Annotated in this window: 19 protein-coding genes; 16 read left to right on the top strand and 3 right to left on the bottom strand. The window is 70.6% G+C overall.

All coding sequences use genetic code 11. The features are described from left to right. Positions 1-117: 117 nt before the first annotated feature. Positions 118-1,593: a hypothetical protein gene (locus U8525_RS20380; RefSeq protein WP_374267944.1), complete on the bottom strand. Its 1,476-nt coding sequence runs from the start codon at positions 1,591-1,593 to the stop codon at positions 118-120. A 123-nt stretch (positions 1,594-1,716) separates the two neighbouring features. Further along, the gene (locus U8525_RS20385; RefSeq protein ID WP_374267945.1) at positions 1,717-2,211 is read right to left on the bottom strand and encodes a peroxiredoxin; all 495 of its coding nucleotides are present in this window, start codon (positions 2,209-2,211) and stop codon (positions 1,717-1,719) included. A gap of 228 nt (positions 2,212-2,439) precedes the next feature. Here U8525_RS20385 and U8525_RS20390 point away from each other — a divergent pair, with 228 nt between their 5' ends. Both U8525_RS20390 and rtcA read left to right on the top strand, forming a co-directional pair. Further along, complete coding sequence (locus tag U8525_RS20390; RefSeq protein ID WP_374267946.1) at positions 2,440-4,374, top strand: CocE/NonD family hydrolase; 1,935 nt, start codon at positions 2,440-2,442, stop codon at positions 4,372-4,374. 102 nt (positions 4,375-4,476) lie between these two features. Then, positions 4,477-5,553 carry an RNA 3'-terminal phosphate cyclase gene (rtcA, locus tag U8525_RS20395; RefSeq protein WP_374267947.1) on the top strand — a complete coding sequence of 359 codons (1,077 nt, stop codon included), beginning with the start codon at positions 4,477-4,479 and terminating at the stop codon, positions 5,551-5,553. 9 nt (positions 5,554-5,562) lie between these two features. Here rtcA and U8525_RS20400 read toward each other — a convergent pair whose 3' ends face one another. After that, positions 5,563-5,802 carry a hypothetical protein gene (locus tag U8525_RS20400; protein WP_374267948.1) on the bottom strand — a complete coding sequence of 80 codons (240 nt, stop codon included), beginning with the start codon at positions 5,800-5,802 and terminating at the stop codon, positions 5,563-5,565. A 194-nt stretch (positions 5,803-5,996) separates the two neighbouring features. Between U8525_RS20400 and sppA the strand changes: the two genes are divergently transcribed. The 14 genes from sppA (at position 5,997) to U8525_RS20470 (ending at position 19,816) form a co-directional block, all read left to right on the top strand. Beyond that, positions 5,997-7,685 carry a signal peptide peptidase SppA gene (gene sppA / locus U8525_RS20405; RefSeq protein WP_374267949.1) on the top strand — a complete coding sequence of 563 codons (1,689 nt, stop codon included), beginning with the start codon at positions 5,997-5,999 and terminating at the stop codon, positions 7,683-7,685. 9 nt (positions 7,686-7,694) lie between these two features. Beyond that, a complete protein-coding gene (locus tag U8525_RS20410; protein ID WP_374267950.1) occupies positions 7,695-8,441 on the top strand; it encodes a zf-TFIIB domain-containing protein in 747 nt (248 codons plus the stop codon). Positions 8,442-8,535: 94 nt separating this feature from the next. Next, complete coding sequence (locus U8525_RS20415) at positions 8,536-9,132, top strand: hypothetical protein (RefSeq protein ID WP_374267975.1); 597 nt, start codon at positions 8,536-8,538, stop codon at positions 9,130-9,132. Positions 9,133-9,286: 154 nt separating this feature from the next. Further along, positions 9,287-10,372 (top strand): iron-sulfur cluster carrier protein ApbC, encoded by a 1,086-nt coding sequence (apbC, locus tag U8525_RS20420; protein ID WP_374267951.1) that lies wholly within the window; start codon positions 9,287-9,289, stop codon positions 10,370-10,372. 24 nt (positions 10,373-10,396) lie between these two features. After that, complete coding sequence (locus tag U8525_RS20425; RefSeq protein ID WP_374267952.1) at positions 10,397-10,906, top strand: hypothetical protein; 510 nt, start codon at positions 10,397-10,399, stop codon at positions 10,904-10,906. A gap of 4 nt (positions 10,907-10,910) precedes the next feature. Next, on the top strand, positions 10,911-11,354 hold the full coding sequence (locus tag U8525_RS20430; protein ID WP_374267953.1) for a hypothetical protein: 444 nt from the start codon (positions 10,911-10,913) through the stop codon (positions 11,352-11,354). Positions 11,355-11,403: 49 nt separating this feature from the next. Continuing rightward, on the top strand, positions 11,404-12,252 hold the full coding sequence (locus tag U8525_RS20435; RefSeq protein ID WP_374267954.1) for a 3-hydroxyacyl-CoA dehydrogenase family protein: 849 nt from the start codon (positions 11,404-11,406) through the stop codon (positions 12,250-12,252). 26 nt (positions 12,253-12,278) lie between these two features. Continuing rightward, positions 12,279-13,055, top strand: a complete 777-nt coding sequence (locus U8525_RS20440) for an enoyl-CoA hydratase-related protein (RefSeq protein WP_374267955.1) — start codon at positions 12,279-12,281, stop codon at positions 13,053-13,055. A 1-nt stretch (position 13,056) separates the two neighbouring features. Further along, on the top strand, positions 13,057-13,671 hold the full coding sequence (locus U8525_RS20445; protein WP_374267956.1) for a hypothetical protein: 615 nt from the start codon (positions 13,057-13,059) through the stop codon (positions 13,669-13,671). A gap of 35 nt (positions 13,672-13,706) precedes the next feature. Next, positions 13,707-14,849: an acyl-CoA dehydrogenase gene (locus U8525_RS20450; protein WP_374267957.1), complete on the top strand. Its 1,143-nt coding sequence runs from the start codon at positions 13,707-13,709 to the stop codon at positions 14,847-14,849. Between the two features lie 10 nt (positions 14,850-14,859). After that, a complete protein-coding gene (locus tag U8525_RS20455; RefSeq protein ID WP_374267958.1) occupies positions 14,860-15,333 on the top strand; it encodes an AgmX/PglI C-terminal domain-containing protein in 474 nt (157 codons plus the stop codon). 16 nt (positions 15,334-15,349) lie between these two features. Beyond that, positions 15,350-16,495, top strand: coding sequence for an acyl-CoA dehydrogenase family protein (locus tag U8525_RS20460; RefSeq protein WP_374267959.1), 1,146 nt, complete (start codon positions 15,350-15,352; stop codon positions 16,493-16,495). A gap of 284 nt (positions 16,496-16,779) precedes the next feature. Then, entirely contained in the window at positions 16,780-18,486 is a 1,707-nt protein-coding gene (locus U8525_RS20465) for a 30S ribosomal protein S1 (RefSeq protein WP_014397002.1), read from the top strand. Positions 18,487-18,634: 148 nt separating this feature from the next. Further along, entirely contained in the window at positions 18,635-19,816 is a 1,182-nt protein-coding gene (locus tag U8525_RS20470) for an acetyl-CoA C-acyltransferase (protein ID WP_374267960.1), read from the top strand. Positions 19,817-19,819: the final 3 nt, after the last annotated feature.

Below are 19,819 nucleotides of genomic sequence, written 5' to 3' on the forward strand. Positions count from 1 at the left end.
CCAGCGTCCAGTGCCATCGCACGGTCCTGCCCCCTCTCGTGAAAAGGGGACGGCCAAGGCAGGCGCCATCCCCGGACGGCCGAGTCTAGCACTCCGGGTGCGAAGCTTTCGCCTCCCTCAGTGCTCGGTGTCCGCGGGCTTCTTGCCGGCCGGCTGCTGGTGGGCCACGGACGGCTCTGCCCGCTGGATGACCGGCGGAGAGGCGTTGAGCGTCCCCACCCAGAGCCGGCCGTGGAAGCCCTTCTCGCTGGGCCCGTCGAACAGCGCCACCTTGCGCGGCGTCCCCGGCTCCTGGCGCAGCTCCGGGGTCGGGCTGAGCGCGAAGACGTTGCAGTCCACCTGCTCCCAGACGTTGAAGCGGCAGGAGAACTGCGAGCCTCGCGCGAAGCCCACCTCCAGCGCCTTCACCGGCGAGGCGGGCAGGGCCTTCGTCAGGCGCGCGCCCAGCGGCTCGAAGTCCTTGTTCCAGCTCACCGGCTTCGTGCGCACGTGCACGTCGCCCGCGAGCGCCAGCAGCCACGTGTCCGGGTTCGCCTGGCGGTAGGCGATGAGGTTCTTCGCCATCTCCGCCTCGCGCGCGTTGCCGGAGACGCTGTTCGAGTCGAACGCCAGCACGGTCACCGCGTGGCCCTGCGCGCGCAGCCGGCGGGCCTGCTCGATGAGGCGGAGCAGGGCGCCGCTGCTGCGCCCGTCCTGGTACACGCGGCGCCAGAAGGAGCTCACCACCAGCAGCCGCTCCAGGTCCGGGCCGTGGCCCTCGCTGGCCAGGTAGTCGTCCAGCGCGCCCTGGTCCTCCGACGGCATGGACAGCGCGAGCGCCACCGACAGCTTCTTCTCCACCGCGTCGCACAGCATCCGCGTGGCCACCTCGGGCAGCTCGCGCGTGCCCAGCGGATCGCCGAGCAGCACCGTGTGCCCGGCGGTCAGGAGCGGCTCCACGCCCTGCACCGGCCCGCCGCACTGCGCCGGGGGTGTCTGGGCCGCGTCGTCATCCCAGCCCTCCACCTTGACGGCGCGCACGGGCGCGGTCGTCCTGCCGCCCACCAGCTCCAGCGACGGCACCATCTCCAGCCTCGCCAGCAGCTTGTGCTCCACCGGCAGGTCGCGCGTGCCGCGCACCATCTTGAAGCCCTCCATGTCCGGCACGCCGTCGAAGGTGAAGCGCTCGAACGTCTTGCGGGCGAGGTACTTCTCCTCGTCCGCGATGCGCTCGTTGAGCCACTTGGGCTTCACCTCGATGTTCGTGTCCTGCTCGCGGTAGCGCAGCCGGAAGACGCGGATGACGGACTGGCGCGGGCCCACCGCCGCGCCCTTCACGAAGTAGCGCTCGAAGGTGCGGTTGCCGGGGAGGTTCATCCCGGGCTCGTGCGCGGAGGTGTAGAGCTCGTGCTGCTCCGCGCGCTCGAAGACGTCGTAGCGCTGCTCCTCGAAGACGCGCCGCATGGTGAAGAGGGCCTCGTCGAGCGGCACGAGGTACACCGTCTCCTCGGTGGGCAGCTCCTCATCTTCCGGGCCCTCGTCATGGAGGTCCTTCGTCAGGCTCGCGCAGCCGCCGACGCACAGCGACAGTCCCAGCAACCAGTGAAACCGCATGACATGACCTCCGGCCCACCCGATGGGTCCCGATGTTGCTCGCGACAGGGGGACGACGTCTCGGCTCCCACGGCCCGGACGTCGGGAATCAGTCTACCGGGAAACGCGCGGCAACCGCGTCTGTCAGGCAGGACGGGTGGGAGCGGCTCCCTGCCCCGTGAGCGACCGGACGACGTCCAGCGCGACCTCGGCGTGCTTCTTCACCTGGAGCTGCGAGTCGAACGCGTAGCGGATGGTGCCGCCCGGGTCCGTGATGAACGTCACCCGCCCGGGCAACAGCCCCAGGAAGTTGGTGGGCACCCCGAACGCCTTGCGCGCCGCGCCATCCGGGTCGCTGAGCAGGCGGAAGGGGAGCCGGTGCTTGGCGATGAACTTCTCGTGGGACTCGGCGGAGTCGCTGCTGATGCCCACCACGTCCGCGCCCGCGTCCGTGAAGTCCTGGTACTGGTCCCGCAGGCTACAGGCCTGGACCGTGCATCCCGGCGAGTCGTCCCGCGGGTAGAAGTAGATGACCAGCGCCTTGTCGCCCAACAGGTCGCGCAGGCGCACCGGCGCGCCGCCCGGTCCCTGCAGTGTGACGTCCGGAACCGCGTCCCCTTCCTTCAGCATCTTGGCCATGAGCGTCCCTCGCCTCCGGGATGGCAGCATGGACCGCGCGTGGCCTGACCCGCAAATCAAACGGGGCATCCCGGGATTGCCCGTGCTCCTTCCGGCAGGTGAACACCTGCACGGGGGGGACGCCGCCCACGCGTCGGGCGATCCAGCTTCCTTGCCTGGGGCCCATCACCCAAGATGCATGTTCCCTTCGAAGGTCCCCCGCGGTTTTTCCGCAAGGAGGAGGGGCGCATGTCCTTCCACTCCCATGGCCTGCTGGCCGCGATCGCGCTGTTCTCCCTGTCCGGCTCCGCCCTCGCGCAGGTGCCCGCCGCGCCGCCCAGGACGCCCGCGAGCCCGGAGGACGCCCGCGCCGCCTTCATCCGGTCGCACTACACGAAGTACGAGGTGCGCATCCCCATGCGCGACGGCGTGAAGCTCTTCACGGCGTTCTACGTGCCCAACGACGCGGGCCCCCAGAAGCGCTACCCCGTGCTGCTCACGCGCACGCCGTACTCGGTGGGCCCCTATGGCGCGGGCCGCTATCCCCGCACCCTGGCCCTGCCTGACTTCGAGAAGGAGGGCTTCATCTTCGCCTACCAGGACGTGCGCGGCCGCTCCATGTCCGAGGGCGAGTTCGTCAACGTGCGCCCCCACCGCGACACCAAGCGCGGCAAGGAGGTGGACGAGAGCAGCGACACGTACGACACCATCGACTGGCTGGTGAAGCGCGCGCCCCACACCAACGGCAAGGTGGGCATGTGGGGCGTGTCCTATCCGGGCTTCTACACGTCCGCGGGCGCCATCGACTCCCACCCCGCGCTCAAGGCCGTGTCGCCGCAGGCCCCCATCGCGGACTGGTTCTGGGACGACATGCACCGGCATGGCGCCTTCAACCTCCAGCTGGCGTTCAGCTTCTTCTCCATCTTCGGCAAGCCGCGCCCCACGCTCACCGACGACACGGAGCGGAAGTCCTTCGACTTCGGCACGCCGGACGCCTACGGGTTCTTCCTGGACCTGGGCCCGGTCGCCAACGCGGACGCGAAGTACCTCCACGGCGACGTCGCGTTCTGGAAGGACATCGTCGCGCACCCCAACTACGACGCCTTCTGGCAGGCGCGGAACCTGCTGCCGCACCTGAGGAACATCAAGGCGGCGGTGCTGGTGGTGGGCGGCTGGTACGACACGGAGGACCTCTACGGGCCGCTGCGCACCTACGCCGCCATCGAGAAGCAGAACCCCGGCATCTCCAACACGCTGGTGATGGGCCCCTGGCCCCACGGCGGCTGGATGCGCGCGGAGGGCTCGTCGCTGGGGGACGCGGAGTTCGGCTTCCCCACCAGCGCCACGTACCAGGACCTGGTGCTCGCCTTCTTCAAGCAGCACCTGAAGGGCGGCCCGGACGCGGCCGTCCCGGAGGCGCTCGTCTTCGAGGGCGGCGCCAACCGCTGGCGCAAGCTGGACGCCTGGCCGCCCAAGGGCACGAAGGAGGCGCGCCTGTACTTCCAGCCCCAGGGCGCGCTGAGCTTCCAGGCGCCGAAGGCCGCGGCCCCGTCGTTCGACGAGTACGTGAGCGACCCGGCGAGGCCCGTGCCGTACACGCAGGACCTGGGCCCCGGCTGGTCCAAGACGTACATGACCGAGGATCAGCGCTTCGCCTCGCGCCGGCCGGACGTGCTCACGTACCAGACGGAGCCCCTGGAGAAGGACCTCACGCTCGCGGGCCCGCTGGAGGCGGAGCTGTGGGTCTCCACGACGGCCAGCGACGCGGACTGGGTGGTGAAGCTGGTGGACGTGAACCCGGACAAGCTGCCGGGCTGGACGAAGGAGCAGGAGCACTCCGGCGAGCGCAACCGGGGCGCGCAGCAGACGCTGGTGCGCGGCGAGCCGTTCCGCGGCCGCTTCCGCGACAGCTACTCGCAGCCCAAGCCCTTCACGCCCAACGAGGTGACGAAGGTGCGCTTCGTCATCAACGACGTGTTCCACACCTTCCAGCGCGGCCACCGGCTGATGGTGCAGGTGCAGTCCAGCTGGTTCCCCTTCATCGACCGGAACCCGCAGACCTACGTGCCCAACATCTACGAGGCGAAGCCCACGGACTTCGTGCGCGCGATGCACCGGCTGCACCACACGGCCGCGCAGCCCAGTGCGTTGAAGGTGAACGTCCTGCCCGCCCTGGACGGGTAGTTCACGGGTCCCAGGGCGCGCGGTCTGCTAGGCTGCGCGCCCGCCACCATGCGGGTGGCTCTTGCCGGGCCACGCGCCATGGCACGCCATGACGGGAGGGTCATGACCGGTCACGACCGGCCCGACGCCGGGCGGGTGCTGCTCGACGGTAGCCTGGGGGAGGGGGGCGGCCACGTCCTCCGCTCGGCGCTGTCGCTGTCGCTCATCACCGGCCGTCCCTTCCAGCTCCGCGGGCTGCGCGGGCACCGCGAGCCCCCGGGCCTGCGCCCGCATCACCTGGCCTACGTGCGCGCCGCGGAGGCGCTGGCGGGCGGCACCAGCGAGGGCGCCGTCGTGGGCTCCACCGAGCTGGGCTTCGCCCCCGGCCCGGTGCGCGCGGGGGACTACCTCCTGGAGGCCGGCGCGTCCGGCAGCACGCCCCGGCTCTTCCAGTGCCTGGTGTATCCGCTGGCGCTCGCGGGCGGCGGACGGCTCACCCTGCGCGGGGCCACGCACCCCCGGGGCGGGCCCAGCTTCCACGCGCTCGTGGGGGCCTGGCTGCCGGTGGCGCGCGCGTACGGGCTGCCGGTGCAGCTGTCGCTCACCCACGCCGGCTTCCCCCCGGAGGGCGCGGGCGAGTTCACCGCGGAGGTGGGCGCCCCGGCCGAGCCGCCCCTTCGCGTGGAGCTGCCCGCGCGGGGCGTGCTGCGCGAGGTGCGGGTGATGTCCTTCGTGGGCGGGCTGCCCTTCGCGGTGGCGGAGCGTCAGTCCCGCGCCGCGGTGGCCGCGCTGCGCGAGCGGGGCATCCTGGCGGAGGCCGACAACCGGCCGCTGGCGGTGACGCGCTCGCAGGGCTCCGCGACGTTCGTGCTGGCGCAGTTCGAGCACACCGTGGCGGGCTTCACCTCGCTGGGCGAGCGGGGCCTGGACGCCGAGGGGGTGGGGCGCGAGGCGGCGGAGGCGCTGACCCGCTTCATGGAGACGGGGGGCGCGCTCGACGAGCACCTGGCGGAGCAGCTGCTCCTGCCGGCGGCGCTCCTGGCTTCCGGGAGGCTGGGCGCGGCGACGCCGGGGACCACGCGGTTCACCGCCGCTCGCATCACCGAGGAGCTGACGGTCCAGGCGGAGGTGCTGCGGCGCTTCCTGCCGGTGCACCTCCGGGTGGAGCCGGGCGGCAGCGTGGAGGTCCGCCCGGCGTGAGGCGAGGCTTCAGGCCTCGTCCTCGGTGGCGCTGCCGCGGGCGCCGAAGGTGTTGCTGTCCGCCATCTCCTTCACGGTGCCCCGGTAGGCGCGGATCGCGAAGGGCGTGGCGACGAGGAACACGATGCCCACGAGGCCAATGGCCATCCAGGGCACGGGCGTCTCCTTGATCTGCACGTCCTTGCCGTAGCCATTGAGGTTGTTGCCCATGGCGCGCGCCTTGGCGGCGTCCTTCTCAGCCTGGGTCAACTCCTTGCGTTCCTTGAACTCCTGGGGCTGCCGACGTTGGGGCTGCGCCAGGACAGTGCCGCCCCACGCAAGGGCGAGGACGAGAACAAGCCGGGGGAGGGAGGGGGAGGACATGGGCCTTGAGCCTAACAGAGGCGCGAGGCGCGGGTGAACAGGGGGTTGCTTCGCCCCGCACGGGGCGTTACGCGCGCGTCATGCTCCGCCTTCCCTTCCTGCTCCTGGCGAACCTCCTCCTGGGGCTGAAGCTGCTCCTGGGCCTGCCCTTTCGTCTGATGGCGGCGCGCGGGAGACCCACCTGGATCCGCTTCCGGCTCGCGGGCCAGCTCCCGTACCGCCCGCGCCCCATGTCACGCTTCCGTTTCGGCGGCGGCCCGGCGGAGCCCGCCACGGTGACGTCGCTCGACGCGCTGAGCCGCGCACTCAAGGTGCTGGCCGCGGACCCGAAGGTGGAGGGCGTCCTCCTGGAGGTCGAGGGCCTGTCCATCCCGGACGCGAAGCGGGAGGCCCTGCGCGCGCTGCTGTCGGACTTCCAGGCCGCCGGGAAGCGGGTGGTGTCCTGGGCGGTGATGGTGGACACGGACGCCTACCCCGTGCTGGGCGCGGCGGACGAGGTGCTGCTCGCCCCCATGGGCCGCGTGGAGCTGGTGGGCTACGCCGCCGAGGCCACGGTGCTGGGCGAGGCCTTCGGCCGGGTGGGCATCCACGCGCACTTCGCCCGGCGCGGCGACTACAAGACGGCGCCGGAGCTCTTCACCGACGGAAGGGTGTCCGACATCCAGCGCCAGACGCTGGAGTCCTTCCTGGATGAGCGCTACGCCGCGCTCGTCGACGCCATCGCCCGAGACCGGGGCAAGACGCCGGAGGAGGCGCGGGCCCTCATCGACGCGGGGCCCTACAGCGCGAAGCGGGCGCTGGAGGCGGGGCTGGTGGACGGGCTGGTCCACGAGGCGGACCTGGGCGCGCACCTGGGCCTGGAGGCGAAGAAGGACGAGGAGCCCCCGGTGCCCACCTACGACGCGTACCTGGCGACGCTCGCGTTCCCGCCGGTGCGGTGGCGCCGGCTGCGCCGCAAGCCCCGGCTGGCGGTGGTGGACGTCGCGGGCATCATCATCCCGGGCAGCGGCGGCGCGGGCCGGTTCGCGGCGGCGGACGCGGTGGTGAAGGCGGTCCGGCAGGCGGGGCGGGACCCGCGCGCGAAGGCGGTGGTGCTGGCGGTGGCGAGCCCCGGCGGCTCCGCGTTCGCGTCCGAGCAGATCCTGGAGGCCGTGAAGCGCGTGGCGAAGCAGAAGCCGGTCATCGCGTACGTGGACTCGGTCTGCGCGAGCGGCGGCTACATGGCGGCCATCGGCGCGAAGGAGATCTGGTCCGCGCCCCACGCCGTCGTGGGCTCCATCGGCGTCTTCGTGGGCAAGTTCGAGTACGGGGACCTGCTGGAGAAGCTGGGCATCCACCGCACCACGCTGGCGCGGGGCGAGAACGCGGCCTTCTTCTCCTCCTCACGGGGCTTCACGCCGAACGAGCGCGCCGCCCTGGAGCGCGAGGTGGAGGAGAGCTACCAGTCCTTCCTGGAGCTGGTGGCCCAGGCGCGCGGCCGGACGAAGGAGGAGATCCACCAGCGCGCGGAGGGGCGCGTCTACTCCGGGCTGCGCGCGAAGGAGGCGGGGCTGGTGGACCGCATCGGCGGCTTCGAGGAGGTCTGCCGCCACGCGCTCGACGAGGCGCGCGTCCCGTCGGACGACTTCGAACTGGTGCGCTACGGCGGCGCCCGCGCGAAGCTGTCCCTGCTCAAGCTGCTGATGGGGGCGGCGCACCCGGCCACGTATGCGTTCTGCCCCACGGCGTGGAGCCTCCAGCGCCTCGGGGCTTCCCGGCATTTCGACTAGCATGGGGGCATGGCCCGCTCCTGCCCCGTCTGTCCCAGCCAGCCGATGAACGTCGTCCAGGCCTCCGACGTGGAGGTGGACGTCTGCCCGCGCTGTCAGGGGCTGTACTTCGACCGGGGGGAGCTGGAGCGCTTTCCGGACCGGCCGTCGCTCAAGCCGCTGCTGAACGCGGCGAGGCAGGCCGCGTCGCGCTGTCGCGAGGGTGGGCACCTCATCCCCCGGGCCATGGCCCTCTGCGCCACCTGTCGCGGCGAGCCCCTGGGCTGCCCCGGCTGCGGCGCGCGGCTGGCGCTGGTCCATGCGCGCGTGTGCAACGTGGACCTGTGCACGCACTGCGGCGGCACCTGGCTGGACGCGGGCAAGTTCGAGGCCCTGGAGAACGCCGTCGTGACGCCCCCCAGGGCCGCCCCCGTGGCCAGGGGCTGGGAGGTCGCGCCGGCGACGGACGGGGGGCTGGACCCCTGGAAGGGCCCGGGCGCCACGGCCCCGTTGCCGCCGTCGGACTCCCCCACGGGCGGCCTGGGCGTGCGCTCCCCCTTCGGCTGCGTCCAGTGCGGCATCCAGGTCTCCGTGCCGCAGGCCTACGCGTACAACGGCGACATCTACTGCCGGGAGCACCGCCCGAAGGGCGCCGTGTCGGGCGACAGCCTCCCCAAGAGCCGGGACCCGAGCACCTTTCCCTCGATGGACAGCGCCTCGGACGGCGTCGACCTGGCGGACATCGTCATCTCGCTGTTCCGGCTGTTGCGCCCCTGACCCTTCGCGCGCCGCCCGCTCGCTGGAGCACCGACGGGCGGGACGTCCGGGCATTGCCCGCCCCCGGGCCGGCGTCTACCCTGCCGCGCCCGTGATGACCCGTCTCGCGCCCCTGAGCCTCCTCTTGCTGGGCACCGCCTGTGCCACCACCTCCCGTGAACCCACCTCCGTGGCGGAGGCGTACGCGAAGGCGCTGGAGGAGAACCGGCTGTCGGACGCCTACCGCCTGACGACCGGCGGCCCGGAGGGGGAGGGGGCCTTCCTGGACGAGTACTCGGACGAGGCCGCCCGGAAGGAGCGCGCCGCCGCCGTCCGCGCCGGGGCGGGCGTGCTGGAGGCCCCGTCCGTCACGCTGGCCCGCCAGGGGGAGGACTGGCGCGTGGTGGAGTCGCGCCCCGCGGACGTGCCCCGGGCGGCGCTGAAGCGGTTCCTGGAGGAGGTGGAGTCCCGCGACTGGAAGGGCGCGTGGGGCCTGCTCGCCTCCCCGCTGAGGGCCCGCTACACGCCGGAGCGCCTGCGCGAGGACTTCGAGCGCGAGCCCCTCGCGAAGGAGCGCCTGCGCCGGGCCCGCCTGGCGCTCAACACCCACGTCCGCGTGGCGGCGGGCGAGGCCCTGTTCCCCCTGGGCGGCGAGCGCGCGGTGCGGCTGGTGCTGGAGGACGGCGAGTACCGCGTGGCGGCCATCGAATGAGGGCCAGAAGCCGGGCGCGATCCAGGGCGGGAGGAAGCCCGGGCGGCCTCCGGACAGGTGCGTTAAACGACGTTGACAGACCCCGGGGTGCTGGCAATCTCCGCCCCCCTTCGAGCGTGCAAACACCCGTTTTCAAAAGGTTTCAGGTGTTCCGATGAGCGTGTCCCAGGCCGATGTGATGGCGGCCATGTCGAAGGTGATCGACCCCGAGCTGCACGTCGACCTGGTGAAGGCCGGGATGGTGAAGGACGTGCGCGTCACCGGTGACACGGTGAAGCTGAAGATCGAGCTGACCACGCCCGCGTGTCCCATGAAGGGGAAGATCCAGGCGGACGCGGAGGCCGCGCTCAAGGCGGTCCCGGGCCTGAAGTCCTTCGACATCGAGTGGGGCGCCCAGGTGCGCGGCGTCGCTGGCGGCTCCGGCGGCGGGGCCCTGCTGCCGGGCGTGAAGAACATCCTGCTGGTGGGCGCCGGCAAGGGCGGCGTGGGCAAGAGCACGGTGGCGGTGAACCTGGCCACGGCGCTCGCGCAGCACGGCGCGAAGGTGGGCCTCCTGGACGCGGACTTCTACGGCCCCTCCGTGCCGCTGATGACGGGCACCGCGGACAAGCGCCCGGTGAGCCCCAACGGCAAGACGCTGGATCCGCTCGTCGCCCACGGCCTGAAGATCATGTCCATCGGCTTCCTGGTGGAGGCGGATCAGGCGCTCATCTGGCGCGGCCCCATGCTCCACGGCGCCCTGATGCAGCTGGTGCGCGACGTGAACTGGGGCGAGCTGGACTACCTGGTCCTGGACCTGCCCCCGGGCACGGGCGACGTGGCGCTGACGCTGTCCCAGTCCGTGCGGGCCGCGGGCGCGGTGCTGGTGACGACGCCGCAGGACGTGGCGCTGGCGGACGTGGTGCGCGCCAAGCAGATGTTCGACAAGGTCCACATCCCCGTGCTGGGCATCGTGGAGAACATGAGCCAGTTCGTCTGCCCGCACTGCTCCAAGAGCACGCCCATCTTCAACCACGGCGGCGGCCACAAGGCGGCGGAGATGTTCGGCATCCCATTCCTGGGGGAGATCCCGCTCGACCTCAAGGTGCGGGAGGCGGGAGACTCCGGCGTGCCGGTGGTGGTGGGGCACAAGGACAGCCCGGAGGCGAAGGCCTTCCAGGACGTGGCCCGGAACGTCGCGGGCCGCGTCTCCGCGCAGTCCATGAAGAGCGTGCCCCTGCCGGTGATGCAGGCCCGGTAGGGCCCAACCTGAAGAGGAGATCGCATGGCTCCGGCCGGCAACGACGAGCTTCCGCCTGATCCGCTGTTCGATGACGACTCGGAGCAGCAGCCCGGCCGCGAGAGCCGCTCGGGCGGCTTCGTGCCGGACTTCGTGCGGCGCATGGCGGTGGCCGGCATGGGCGCGGTCTTCATGGGCGAGGAGGGCCTCCGGGCCCTCGCCGGCCAGCTCAAGCTGCCCAAGGAGGCGCTGGGCTTCCTCCTCTCCCAGGCGGAGAAGACCAAGGACGACATCAGCCGCGTCGTCACGGAGGAGCTCCGCCGCTTCATGCAGTCGGAGAAGCTGCGCGACGAGTTCCTCAAGCTGCTCTCCGGCATGACGGTGGAGGTCAAGGCGCAGATCCGCCTGGTGCCGTCGGAGAAGTCCGAGCAGGCCGCGCCTCCCGAGCCCCACCCCAGGTCCAGCAGGAAGGCCGCGGAGCCGCCCGTCACGCGCGTCATCATCACGGACGTGAACGCGCGCCGGCCGGCCTCCAAGCGCTCGAAGCGGGAGTAGGGACGTGGCGGAAGAAGCCCCCTCGCCGGAGACCCCGGCCCCCGCCCCGGAGCCGCCGCGCCGCACCTGGCGCACGCACCCCTTGCCCAAGCGGCTGGCGATCATCGCCATCGTCGCGCTGGGCCTGTGGCTGTGGAAGGCGACGGACGTGCCGGAGCGCCAGCTCGTCTACCGGCTGGAGGGCGACGGCTGGGGCGACGTGCGCGCCATGGACCTCCAGGTGCTGGACACGGAGGACCACATCGTGAAGCGCGAGGAGCGCTTCTTCGCGGAAGGTCCTCCCCTGGAGGTGACCTTCAAGGTGGACCTGCCGGAGGGCACCTTCCGCACGCTCCTGTTCCTCCAGGTGGAGGGGCGCGACAAGCGGGACGTGCTCCGCGGCCGGCTGATGGTGGGCGAGGCCCGGGCCATCGTCGTCCCGTTGAGACTGCCCGGCGCCAGTCGTTGACCCTCCTGGGGCCGTGCGTTATGGCCGCCGGCACAGGAGAGAAGACGCCATGGCTACGGAACACATCGTCGTCGTCGGTGCAGGGCAGATGGGCGCGGGCATCGCGCAGGTGGCGCTCCAGGCGGGCCTGCGCGTGTCGCTGGTGGACGTCAACAAGGACGGCCTCGCCAAGGGCGCGGACCGCATCAGGGCGGGCCTGAAGAAGCTGGTGGAGAAGGGCAAGCTGGACGCGGCGAAGCAGCAGGCCGCCGAAGCGAACCTCGCCACCTTCACGAGCGCGCGCGAGGCCAGGGACGTGGACGTCGCCATCGAGGCCGTCACGGAGAACGAGGACCTCAAGCGCCGCATCTTCCTGGAGCTGGATGAGGTGGTGCGGCCCGGCGGCATCCTCGCCACCAACACGTCCTCCATCCCCATCACCCGCATCGCCGCGGCCACGAAGCGCCCCGAGTCCGTCATCGGCATGCACTTCATGAACCCGGTGCCGGTGATGCAGCTGGTGGAGCTGATCCGCGGCGCGGCCACCAGCGACGAGACGTACACCACCATCCGCGCCATGGCCGAGCGCATGGGCAAGACGACGGTGGTCTCCAAGGACTACCCGGGCTTCATCGTCAACCGCATCCTCATCCCCATGCTCAACGAGGCCTGCTTCGCGCTGATGGAGGGCCTGGGCACGGCGGAGGACATCGACACCGCGATGAAGCTGGGCACCAACCAGCCCATGGGCCCGCTCCAGCTGGCGGACTTCATCGGCCTGGACACGGTGCTCTACATCGCCGAGGTGCTGCACAAGGGCCTGGGTGACTCCAAGTACCGCCCGGCGCCGCTCCTGCGTCAGTACGTGGACGCCGGCTGGTACGGCAAGAAGTCCGGCCGCGGCTTCTACAAGTACTAGCCCCCACACCCGGAGCCCGCACGCACATGGACTACCAGAACATCAAGTTCGAGAAGGACGGCGCGCTCGCCATCCTCACCGTGGATCGCCCCAAGGCGCTCAACGCGCTCAACAGCGCCACGTTCCACGAGATGGAGCACGCGCTCGACTCGCTAAAGGAGGACACCCGCGCCCTCATCGTCACGGGCGGCGGGGACAAGGCCTTCGTGGCGGGCGCGGACATCGCGGAGATGGCCACCATCAGCGCCGCGCAGGCGCGCGAGTTCTCGGCCCTGGGCCACCGCGTCTTCGAGCACCTGGAGAACCTGCCCATCCCCACCATCGCGGCCGTGAACGGCTTCGCGCTGGGCGGCGGCCTGGAGCTGGCCCTCGGCTGCGACCTCATCTACGCGTCGGAGAAGGCCAGGCTGGGCGTGCCGGAAGTGACCCTGGGCGTCATCCCCGGCTTCGGCGGCACCCAGCGCCTGGCGCGCCTGCTGGGCCGCGCCCGCGCCAAGGAGCTGCTCTTCACCGCGGACCGCCTGGACGCCGCCAAGGCCAAGGAGATCGGCCTGGTGCTGGACGTGCTGCCCGCGGACAAGCTGATGGAGCACTGCAAGGCGGTGGCCGCGAAGATCCTGAAGAACGGCCCGCTCGCGGTGGCCCAGGCCAAGCGCGTGGTGGAGTACGGCGCGGATCAGGACCTGCGCGCCGCCAACGAGCTGGAGCGCCAGGGCTTCGCGGTCCTCTTCGGTTCGGAGGACCAGCGCGAGGGCATGGCCGCGTTCCTGGGCAAGCGCCCGGCCCACTTCCAGGGCAAGTGACGTGAAGCCCGCGGTCGCGGCCGGGAGCCTGCTGTGCTTCCTGGCCGCGCCGCCGGCCCGGGCGGAGGAGGGTCCCGCGCGGGAGCCCCGCGCCCCGGCCCTGGTGTCCTGGAAGCGCACGCTGTGTCTCTACACGCTGTGCTTCCTGGAGCCCGCCCTCCCGGACCTCCACCGCGAGTGGGGCGACGGCGCCCGCTGGGTGCTGTCCTGGCCCATCCACCCGTGGGCCAGCCCGCCGCTGGACATCCCCGGCCCCACGCTCATCCTGTCGCCCTTCGTGGAGCCCCAGCTCCGACTGCGGCCGTCCACCTTCCGCCTGCTCGCCGGGGGGCGCGTGTACGCCTTCCCGGACGCGTCCCGCCTCGGCGTCCTGGCCGAGGGAGCGGGCGTGTGGGGCGGGGACGGGAAGGGCGGGGTGGCCGGGGTGGGGCTCACCTACGACCTGATTGAGCGGCACCGGGACACCCAACCCTGGACGGTGTCGGTGGTGGTGCGCAGGGCCTGGACGGACGCGGGGGCTCGCACGGACGTGTCCTTCGACGTGGCGGTGCCGCTGGCGATGTTCTTGGGGACCCGGATTCCTGCTCCCGAGGGTGGAGGGGCGTCTTCGGAGTAGCCCCGGGGCGGACCCCGTACTATGGGAGGTCCACCATGAACTTCGAGCTGACCGACATCCAGCGCGAGATCCAGCGGCTGTGCCGCGAGTTCGCCGCCAAGGAACTCATCCCCAACGCCCGCAAGTGGGACGAACAGCACGCCTGGCCCACGGACGCGGTGAAGAAGCTGGCGGAGCTGTCGCTCCTGGGCATCGCGGTGCCGGAGGAGTGGGGCGGCGCGGGCCTGGACAACGTCTGCTACGCGCTCGCGATGGAGGAGATCTCCCGCGGCTGCGCGTCCACGGGCGTCATCATGAGCGTGAACAACTCGCTCTACTGCGACCCGGTGAACAAGTTCGGCACCCCCGAGCAGAAGGAGCAGTTCCTCAAGCCCTTCGCCAGCGGTCAGAAGATCGGCTGCTTCGGCCTGACGGAGCCCGAGGCCGGCAGCGACGCCGCCGCCCAGAAGACCATCGCCGTGAAGCGCGGCGACGAGTACATCATCAACGGCTCCAAGAACTGGATCACCAACGGCCCCAAGGCCGACGCCATCGTCCTCATCACGATGACGAACAAGGAAGCGGGCAACAAGGGCATCACCGCGTTCCTCGTGCCCACCGACACGCCGGGGTTCATCCGCGCGGAGCCGGACAAGAAGATGGGCATCAGCGCCGCCTGGTCCTGCTCCATGTTCTTCGAGGACATGCGCGTGCCGGAGAAGTACCGCCTGGGCAAGGAGGGCGAGGGCTTCAAGGTCGCCATGTCCACGCTCGACGGCGGCCGCATCGGCATCGCGTCCCAGGCGCTGGGCATCGCGCGCGCGGCCTTCGAGGAGGCGGTGCGCTACTCGGGCGAGCGCAAGACGTTCGGCAAGCCCATCCGCGACCACCAGGCCATCCAGTTCATGATCGCGGACATGGCCATGGAGATCGACGCGGCCCGCCTGCTCGTCTGGCGCGCGGCGCTGATGAAGGACAAGGGCGTGCGCCACTCCCAGGAGAGCGCCATGGCCAAGCTCTACGCCAGCGAGATGGCCAGCCGCGTGGCCAACAAGGCCCTGCAGATCCACGGCGGCATGGGCTACAGCAAGGAGATGGACGCCGAGCGCCACGTGCGCGACGCGCGCATCACCGAAATCTACGAGGGGACGAGCGAGATCCAGCGCATCGTCATCTCCGCCAACCTGCTGAAGGAGTAGTCACCCGGTCATGAAGCGCGCGCTCCTCCCCGTGCTGTTCCTGTCCCTGGGCCTGGCGGCTCCGCTGGCGCTCGCCCAGGGCACGTCGAAGAAGAAGGCCGCGACGACGCCCGCTCCGGCCACGGCCCCGGCGACGACGCCCGCCCCCGCGAAGCACGATGGGCTGGACGTCAGCAAGCTGCCCTTCACCCCGGACTCCATCCGCCAGGTGATGGCCTACCACATGCCTCGGATCCAGGAGTGCTACGAGGACCACATGGTGGAGAAGGACAAGAAGGTGGAGGGGCTGCTGAGGACCACCTTCACCATCACCGCCGAAGGCACCGTGCGCAGCGCGAAGATCGACAAGCACGGCAGCACGCTGAAGGACGCGGGCCTCAACGACTGCGTGGTGTCCGTCCTGTCGTCCATGGACTTCCCCAAGCCCCCGGACGGCCGCGACCACCCCATCGAGTACCCGTTCAACCTCAAGGCCATCGAGTAGCAGGACACCCGCGCCCGTGAACTTCGACCTCACCGAGACCCAGACGCTCATCCGCGACACCGCGCGCAAGTTCGCCCGCGAGCGCGTGGCCCCGCATGCCCGCGCGGCGGACCGCGAGGAGCGCTTCGACCCGGAAGTCTTCAAGGCCCTGGCCGAGGTGGGCCTCCTGGGCGTGAACCTGCCGGCCAGGTACGGCGGCGCCGAGGCCGGCGTCGTGTCCTACGCGCTGGCCATGATGGAGATGGCCGCCGCGGACGCCTCCGTGTCCGTGGCCATGGCCGTCACCAACATGTGCGGGGAGCTCATCCACGCGGCCGGCACCGACGCGCAGCGGGAGCGGTTCGTCACGAAGATCACCTCCGGTGAGGCCATCGTCGGCGCGTTCGCCCTGAGCGAGCCGCACGCGGGCTCCGACCCGGGCGCCATGCGCACCACCGCCGTGAAGCGCGGCGACGTGTACGTGCTCAACGGCAGCAAGCAGTGGATCACCTCCGGCGCCTACGCGGGCGTCATCGTCGTGTGGGCCCGCACGGGCCAGGCCGGCAACAAGGGCCTGTCCTGCTTCATCGTGGAGGGCGGCGCCAGGGGCCTCCACGTGGGCAGGCACGAGGACAAGATGGGCCTGCGCGCGTCCAACACCGTGGGGCTCACCTTCGAGGACTGCGAGGTGCCGGCGGAGAACCTCCTGGGCAAGGAGGGCGACGGGTTCCGCCTGGCCATGATGGCGCTGGACGGCGGGCGCATCGGCATCGCGGCGCAGGCGTGCGGCACCGGCCGCGCCGCGCTGGAGGCGGCCGTGGACTACACCAAGGACCGCAAGGCCTTTGGCCAGGCCGTGGCGGACCTCCAGGCCCCGCGCTTCATGATGGCGGACATGCGCACCCAACTGGACGCGGCCGAGCTGCTCACCCTGCGCGCCGCCGCCCTCAAGGAGTCCGGCCAGCCGTTCACCCGCGAGGCCTCCATGGCCAAGCTGTTCGCCAGCGAGATGAGCAACAAGGTGGCGGACAAGGCCGTGCAGCTGCACGGGGGCTACGGTTACATCGACGAGTTCCCGGTCGAGCGTTACTTCCGGGACGCCCGCGTCCAGACCATCTACGAGGGCACCAGCGAGGTGCAGCGGATGGTCATCGCCCGCGAGACGTTCCGGCGGGAGGGGTAGGAGTCGGGGGAGGAGTGCTCCGCCTGTCCTACATGGGGCGGGCGGGCAGGGGGGCCTGGCGGGGGGCGGCGTGCAGCCCCGGTCGGGCGTTCATAGAACACGGATCACCACATGGCGCGGTGCACCGCTTGACTCCTGGAAACTCCGGTGTCTAGGGTGCGCGGCTTCCAACCAGCCTTGCGTCCCCATTTGGGGGACACCCGCGGTTTCCCGTCGCTCCCCGCAGGCGGCCGCGCACCTATTCAAACAGGGGGCAGCTGTACCGTTCCAAGGACTTCCCATTCATGCAGCAGAACGTGAACCAGCAGATCGACGGCGGTGACGAAGACTTCGCGGCGATGTTCGAGGCCTCGCTCAAGGAGCGTGGCGGCGACGGAATCCTGAAGGAAGGCGAGATCGTCAAGGGCACGGTCGTGCAGGTGACGAAGGATTTCGCGATCGTGGACATCGGCTACAAGTCCGAGGGTCAGGTCCCGATCTCCGAGTTCACCAATCCCCGCGGGGAAGTCACCGTGAAGTCCGGTGACCCCGTCGAGGTCCTCCTGGAGAGCCGCGAGAACGACACCGGCATGGTCGTCCTCTCCAAGGAGAAGGCCGACAAGATGCGCATCTGGGACGAGATCTCCGCCGCCTGCGAGCGTGATGAGATCGTCAAGGGCACCATCGTCGGTCGCGTGAAGGGCGGCCTCTCCGTCGACATCGGCGTGAAGGCGTTCCTGCCCGGCAGCCAGGTGGACATCCGCCCGGTTCGCAACCTTGACCAGTACATCTCGAAGGAATTCGAGTTCAAGGTCATCAAGTTCAACAAGAAGCGCGGCAACATCGTCCTCTCTCGCCGCGTGCTGCTGGAGAAGCAGCGCGAGGAGATGAAGAAGGAGACCCTCAAGAACCTCAAGGAGGGTGCGGTCCTCAAGGGCGTGGTCAAGAACCTCACCGACTACGGCGCCTTCATCGACCTCGGTGGCATCGACGGCCTGCTCCACATCACCGACATGTCCTGGGGCCGCATCGGTCACCCCAGCGAGATGTTCAACGTCGGTGACGAGGTGCGCGTCGTCGTCCTCAAGTTCGACCCCGCGCAGGAGCGCGTCAGCCTGGGCCTCAAGCAGATCCAGGAGGACCCGTGGCACCGCGCCGACGAGAAGTACCCCGTCGGCACCCGCGTCGCCGGCAAGGTCGTGTCCATCACGGACTACGGCGCGTTCATCGAGATCGAGCAGGGCGTGGAGGGCCTGGTGCACGTGTCCGAGATGTCCTGGACCAAGCGCCTCAAGCACCCGTCCAAGATCCTGGAGGTCGGCCAGACGGTGGAGGCCGTCGTCCTCGACATCGATCCGAAGGCCAAGCGCATCGCGCTGGGCATGAAGCAGATCGAGCAGAACCCCTGGACGCTGCTCGAGGACAAGTACCCGATCGGCTCCGTCATCAAGGGCCAGATCCGCAACGTCACCGACTTCGGCGTCTTCGTCGGCGTCGAGGAGGGCGTGGACGGCCTGGTGCACGTGTCCGACATCTCCTGGACCCAGCGCATCAAGCACCCGGGCGAGATGTTCAAGAAGGGCGACGAGGTCGAGGCGGTGGTCCTCAACATCGACGTCGAGAACGAGCGCTTCAGCCTGGGCATCAAGCAGCTCCAGCCGGACCCCTGGGAGACGCTGTCCGAGCGCCTGCCGGTGGGCAGCCGCGTGAAGGGCAAGGTCACCAAGGTCACCGACTTCGGCGCGTTCGTGGAGATCGAGCCGGGCATCGAGGGCCTCGTCCACGTCTCCGAGCTGAAGGAGGAGCGCGTGGAGAACCCCCGCGACGTGGTGCAGGAGGGCCAGGAGGTCGAGGTCAAGCTCATCGACATCAACACCCCGGACCGCAAGGTGGCGCTGTCCATCAAGGCGCTCATCGGCGAGGGCGAGGACTACCGCGAGTACCTGCGCAAGCAGGCCGAGGGGTCCAAGGCCCGCCTGGGCGACGTCATGGCCTCCAAGCTGAAGAAGTAATCAGCCCAACGTCCTGACGTGAATAGCGGCCGGGTTCCCCGCGGGGAGCCCGGCCGTTTCCATTTGATTCGCCGGAAAGCGCCCGTGATAAGTCCCTCCCGGCGCTTTTTCCCTTCTCCAGACGGTTCCCTCTCCAGGAGGCAATTCCATGGCTCGTGAAGTCGTCATCGTGGGCGCGGCCCGTACCCCCATCGGCTCCTTCCAGGGAGCGCTGTCCAAGCTCACCGCGCCCCAGCTGGGCGCCATCGCCATCAAGGCGGCGCTGGAGCGCGCGGGCGTGAAGCCGGAGGCCGTGCAGGAGGTCATCATGGGCTGCGTCCTCCAGGCGGGCGTGGGCCAGGCCCCGGCGCGCCAGGCGGCCCTCTTCGCCGGCCTCCCGGACACCGTGCCGGCCGTCACCCTGAACAAGGTCTGTGGCTCCGGCCTGAAGACGGTGATCGCCGCGGCGCAGGCCATCGCGCTGGGCGACGCGGACGTCGTCGTCGCGGGCGGCATGGAGTCCATGTCCAACGCGCCCTACCTGAGCCACACCATGCGCGGCGGCGCCCGCATGGGGAACGTGGAGTTCAAGGACGCGATGATCAACGACGGCCTCTGGGACGTGTACGGCAACGTCCACATGGGCATCTGTGCCGAGGAGTGCGCCACCTCGCAGAACATCAGCCGCGCGCAGCAGGACGAGTTCGCGCTGGAGTCCACGCGCCGCGCCATCCAGTCCCAGAAGGAGGGCCTGTTCGCCGCGGAGATCGTCCCCGTGCAGATCCCCGGCAAGAAGCCGGATGAGTTCACCACCGTCTCCGAGGACGAGGGCCCCAAGAACGCCAAGCCGGACAAGATCCCGGGCCTGAAGCCGGTGTTCAAGAAGGACGGCACGGTGACGGCCGCCAATGCGTCCTCCATCAACGACGGCGCCGCGGCCGTGGTGCTGATGAGCGAGGAGCGGGCGAAGGCGGAGGGCCGCACCATCCTGGGCCGCATCAAGGGCTACGCGCAGGCCGCCCGCAAGCCGGTGGAGTTCACCATCGCGCCGGCGGACGCCATCAACGCGCTGCTCAAGAAGCAGAACGTGACGGTCAAGGACGTGGACCTCTGGGAGATCAACGAGGCCTTCTCCGTGGTGTCCATCGCCAACAACCGCCTGCTCGGCCTGGATCCCGCCAGGGTGAACGTGCGCGGCGGCGCGGTGGTGCTCGGCCACCCCATTGGCGCGTCCGGCACGCGCGTGCTCGTCACGCTGCTCCAGACGATGAAGGACCAGAACAAGAAGCGCGGCGTGGCGTCGCTCTGCATCGGCGGCGGCGAAGGCATCGCGCTGATGGTCGAGCGCTAAAGG

This window comes from Corallococcus sp. RDP092CA (genome assembly GCF_041903675.1).
Classification (GTDB): domain Bacteria; phylum Myxococcota; class Myxococcia; order Myxococcales; family Myxococcaceae; genus Corallococcus.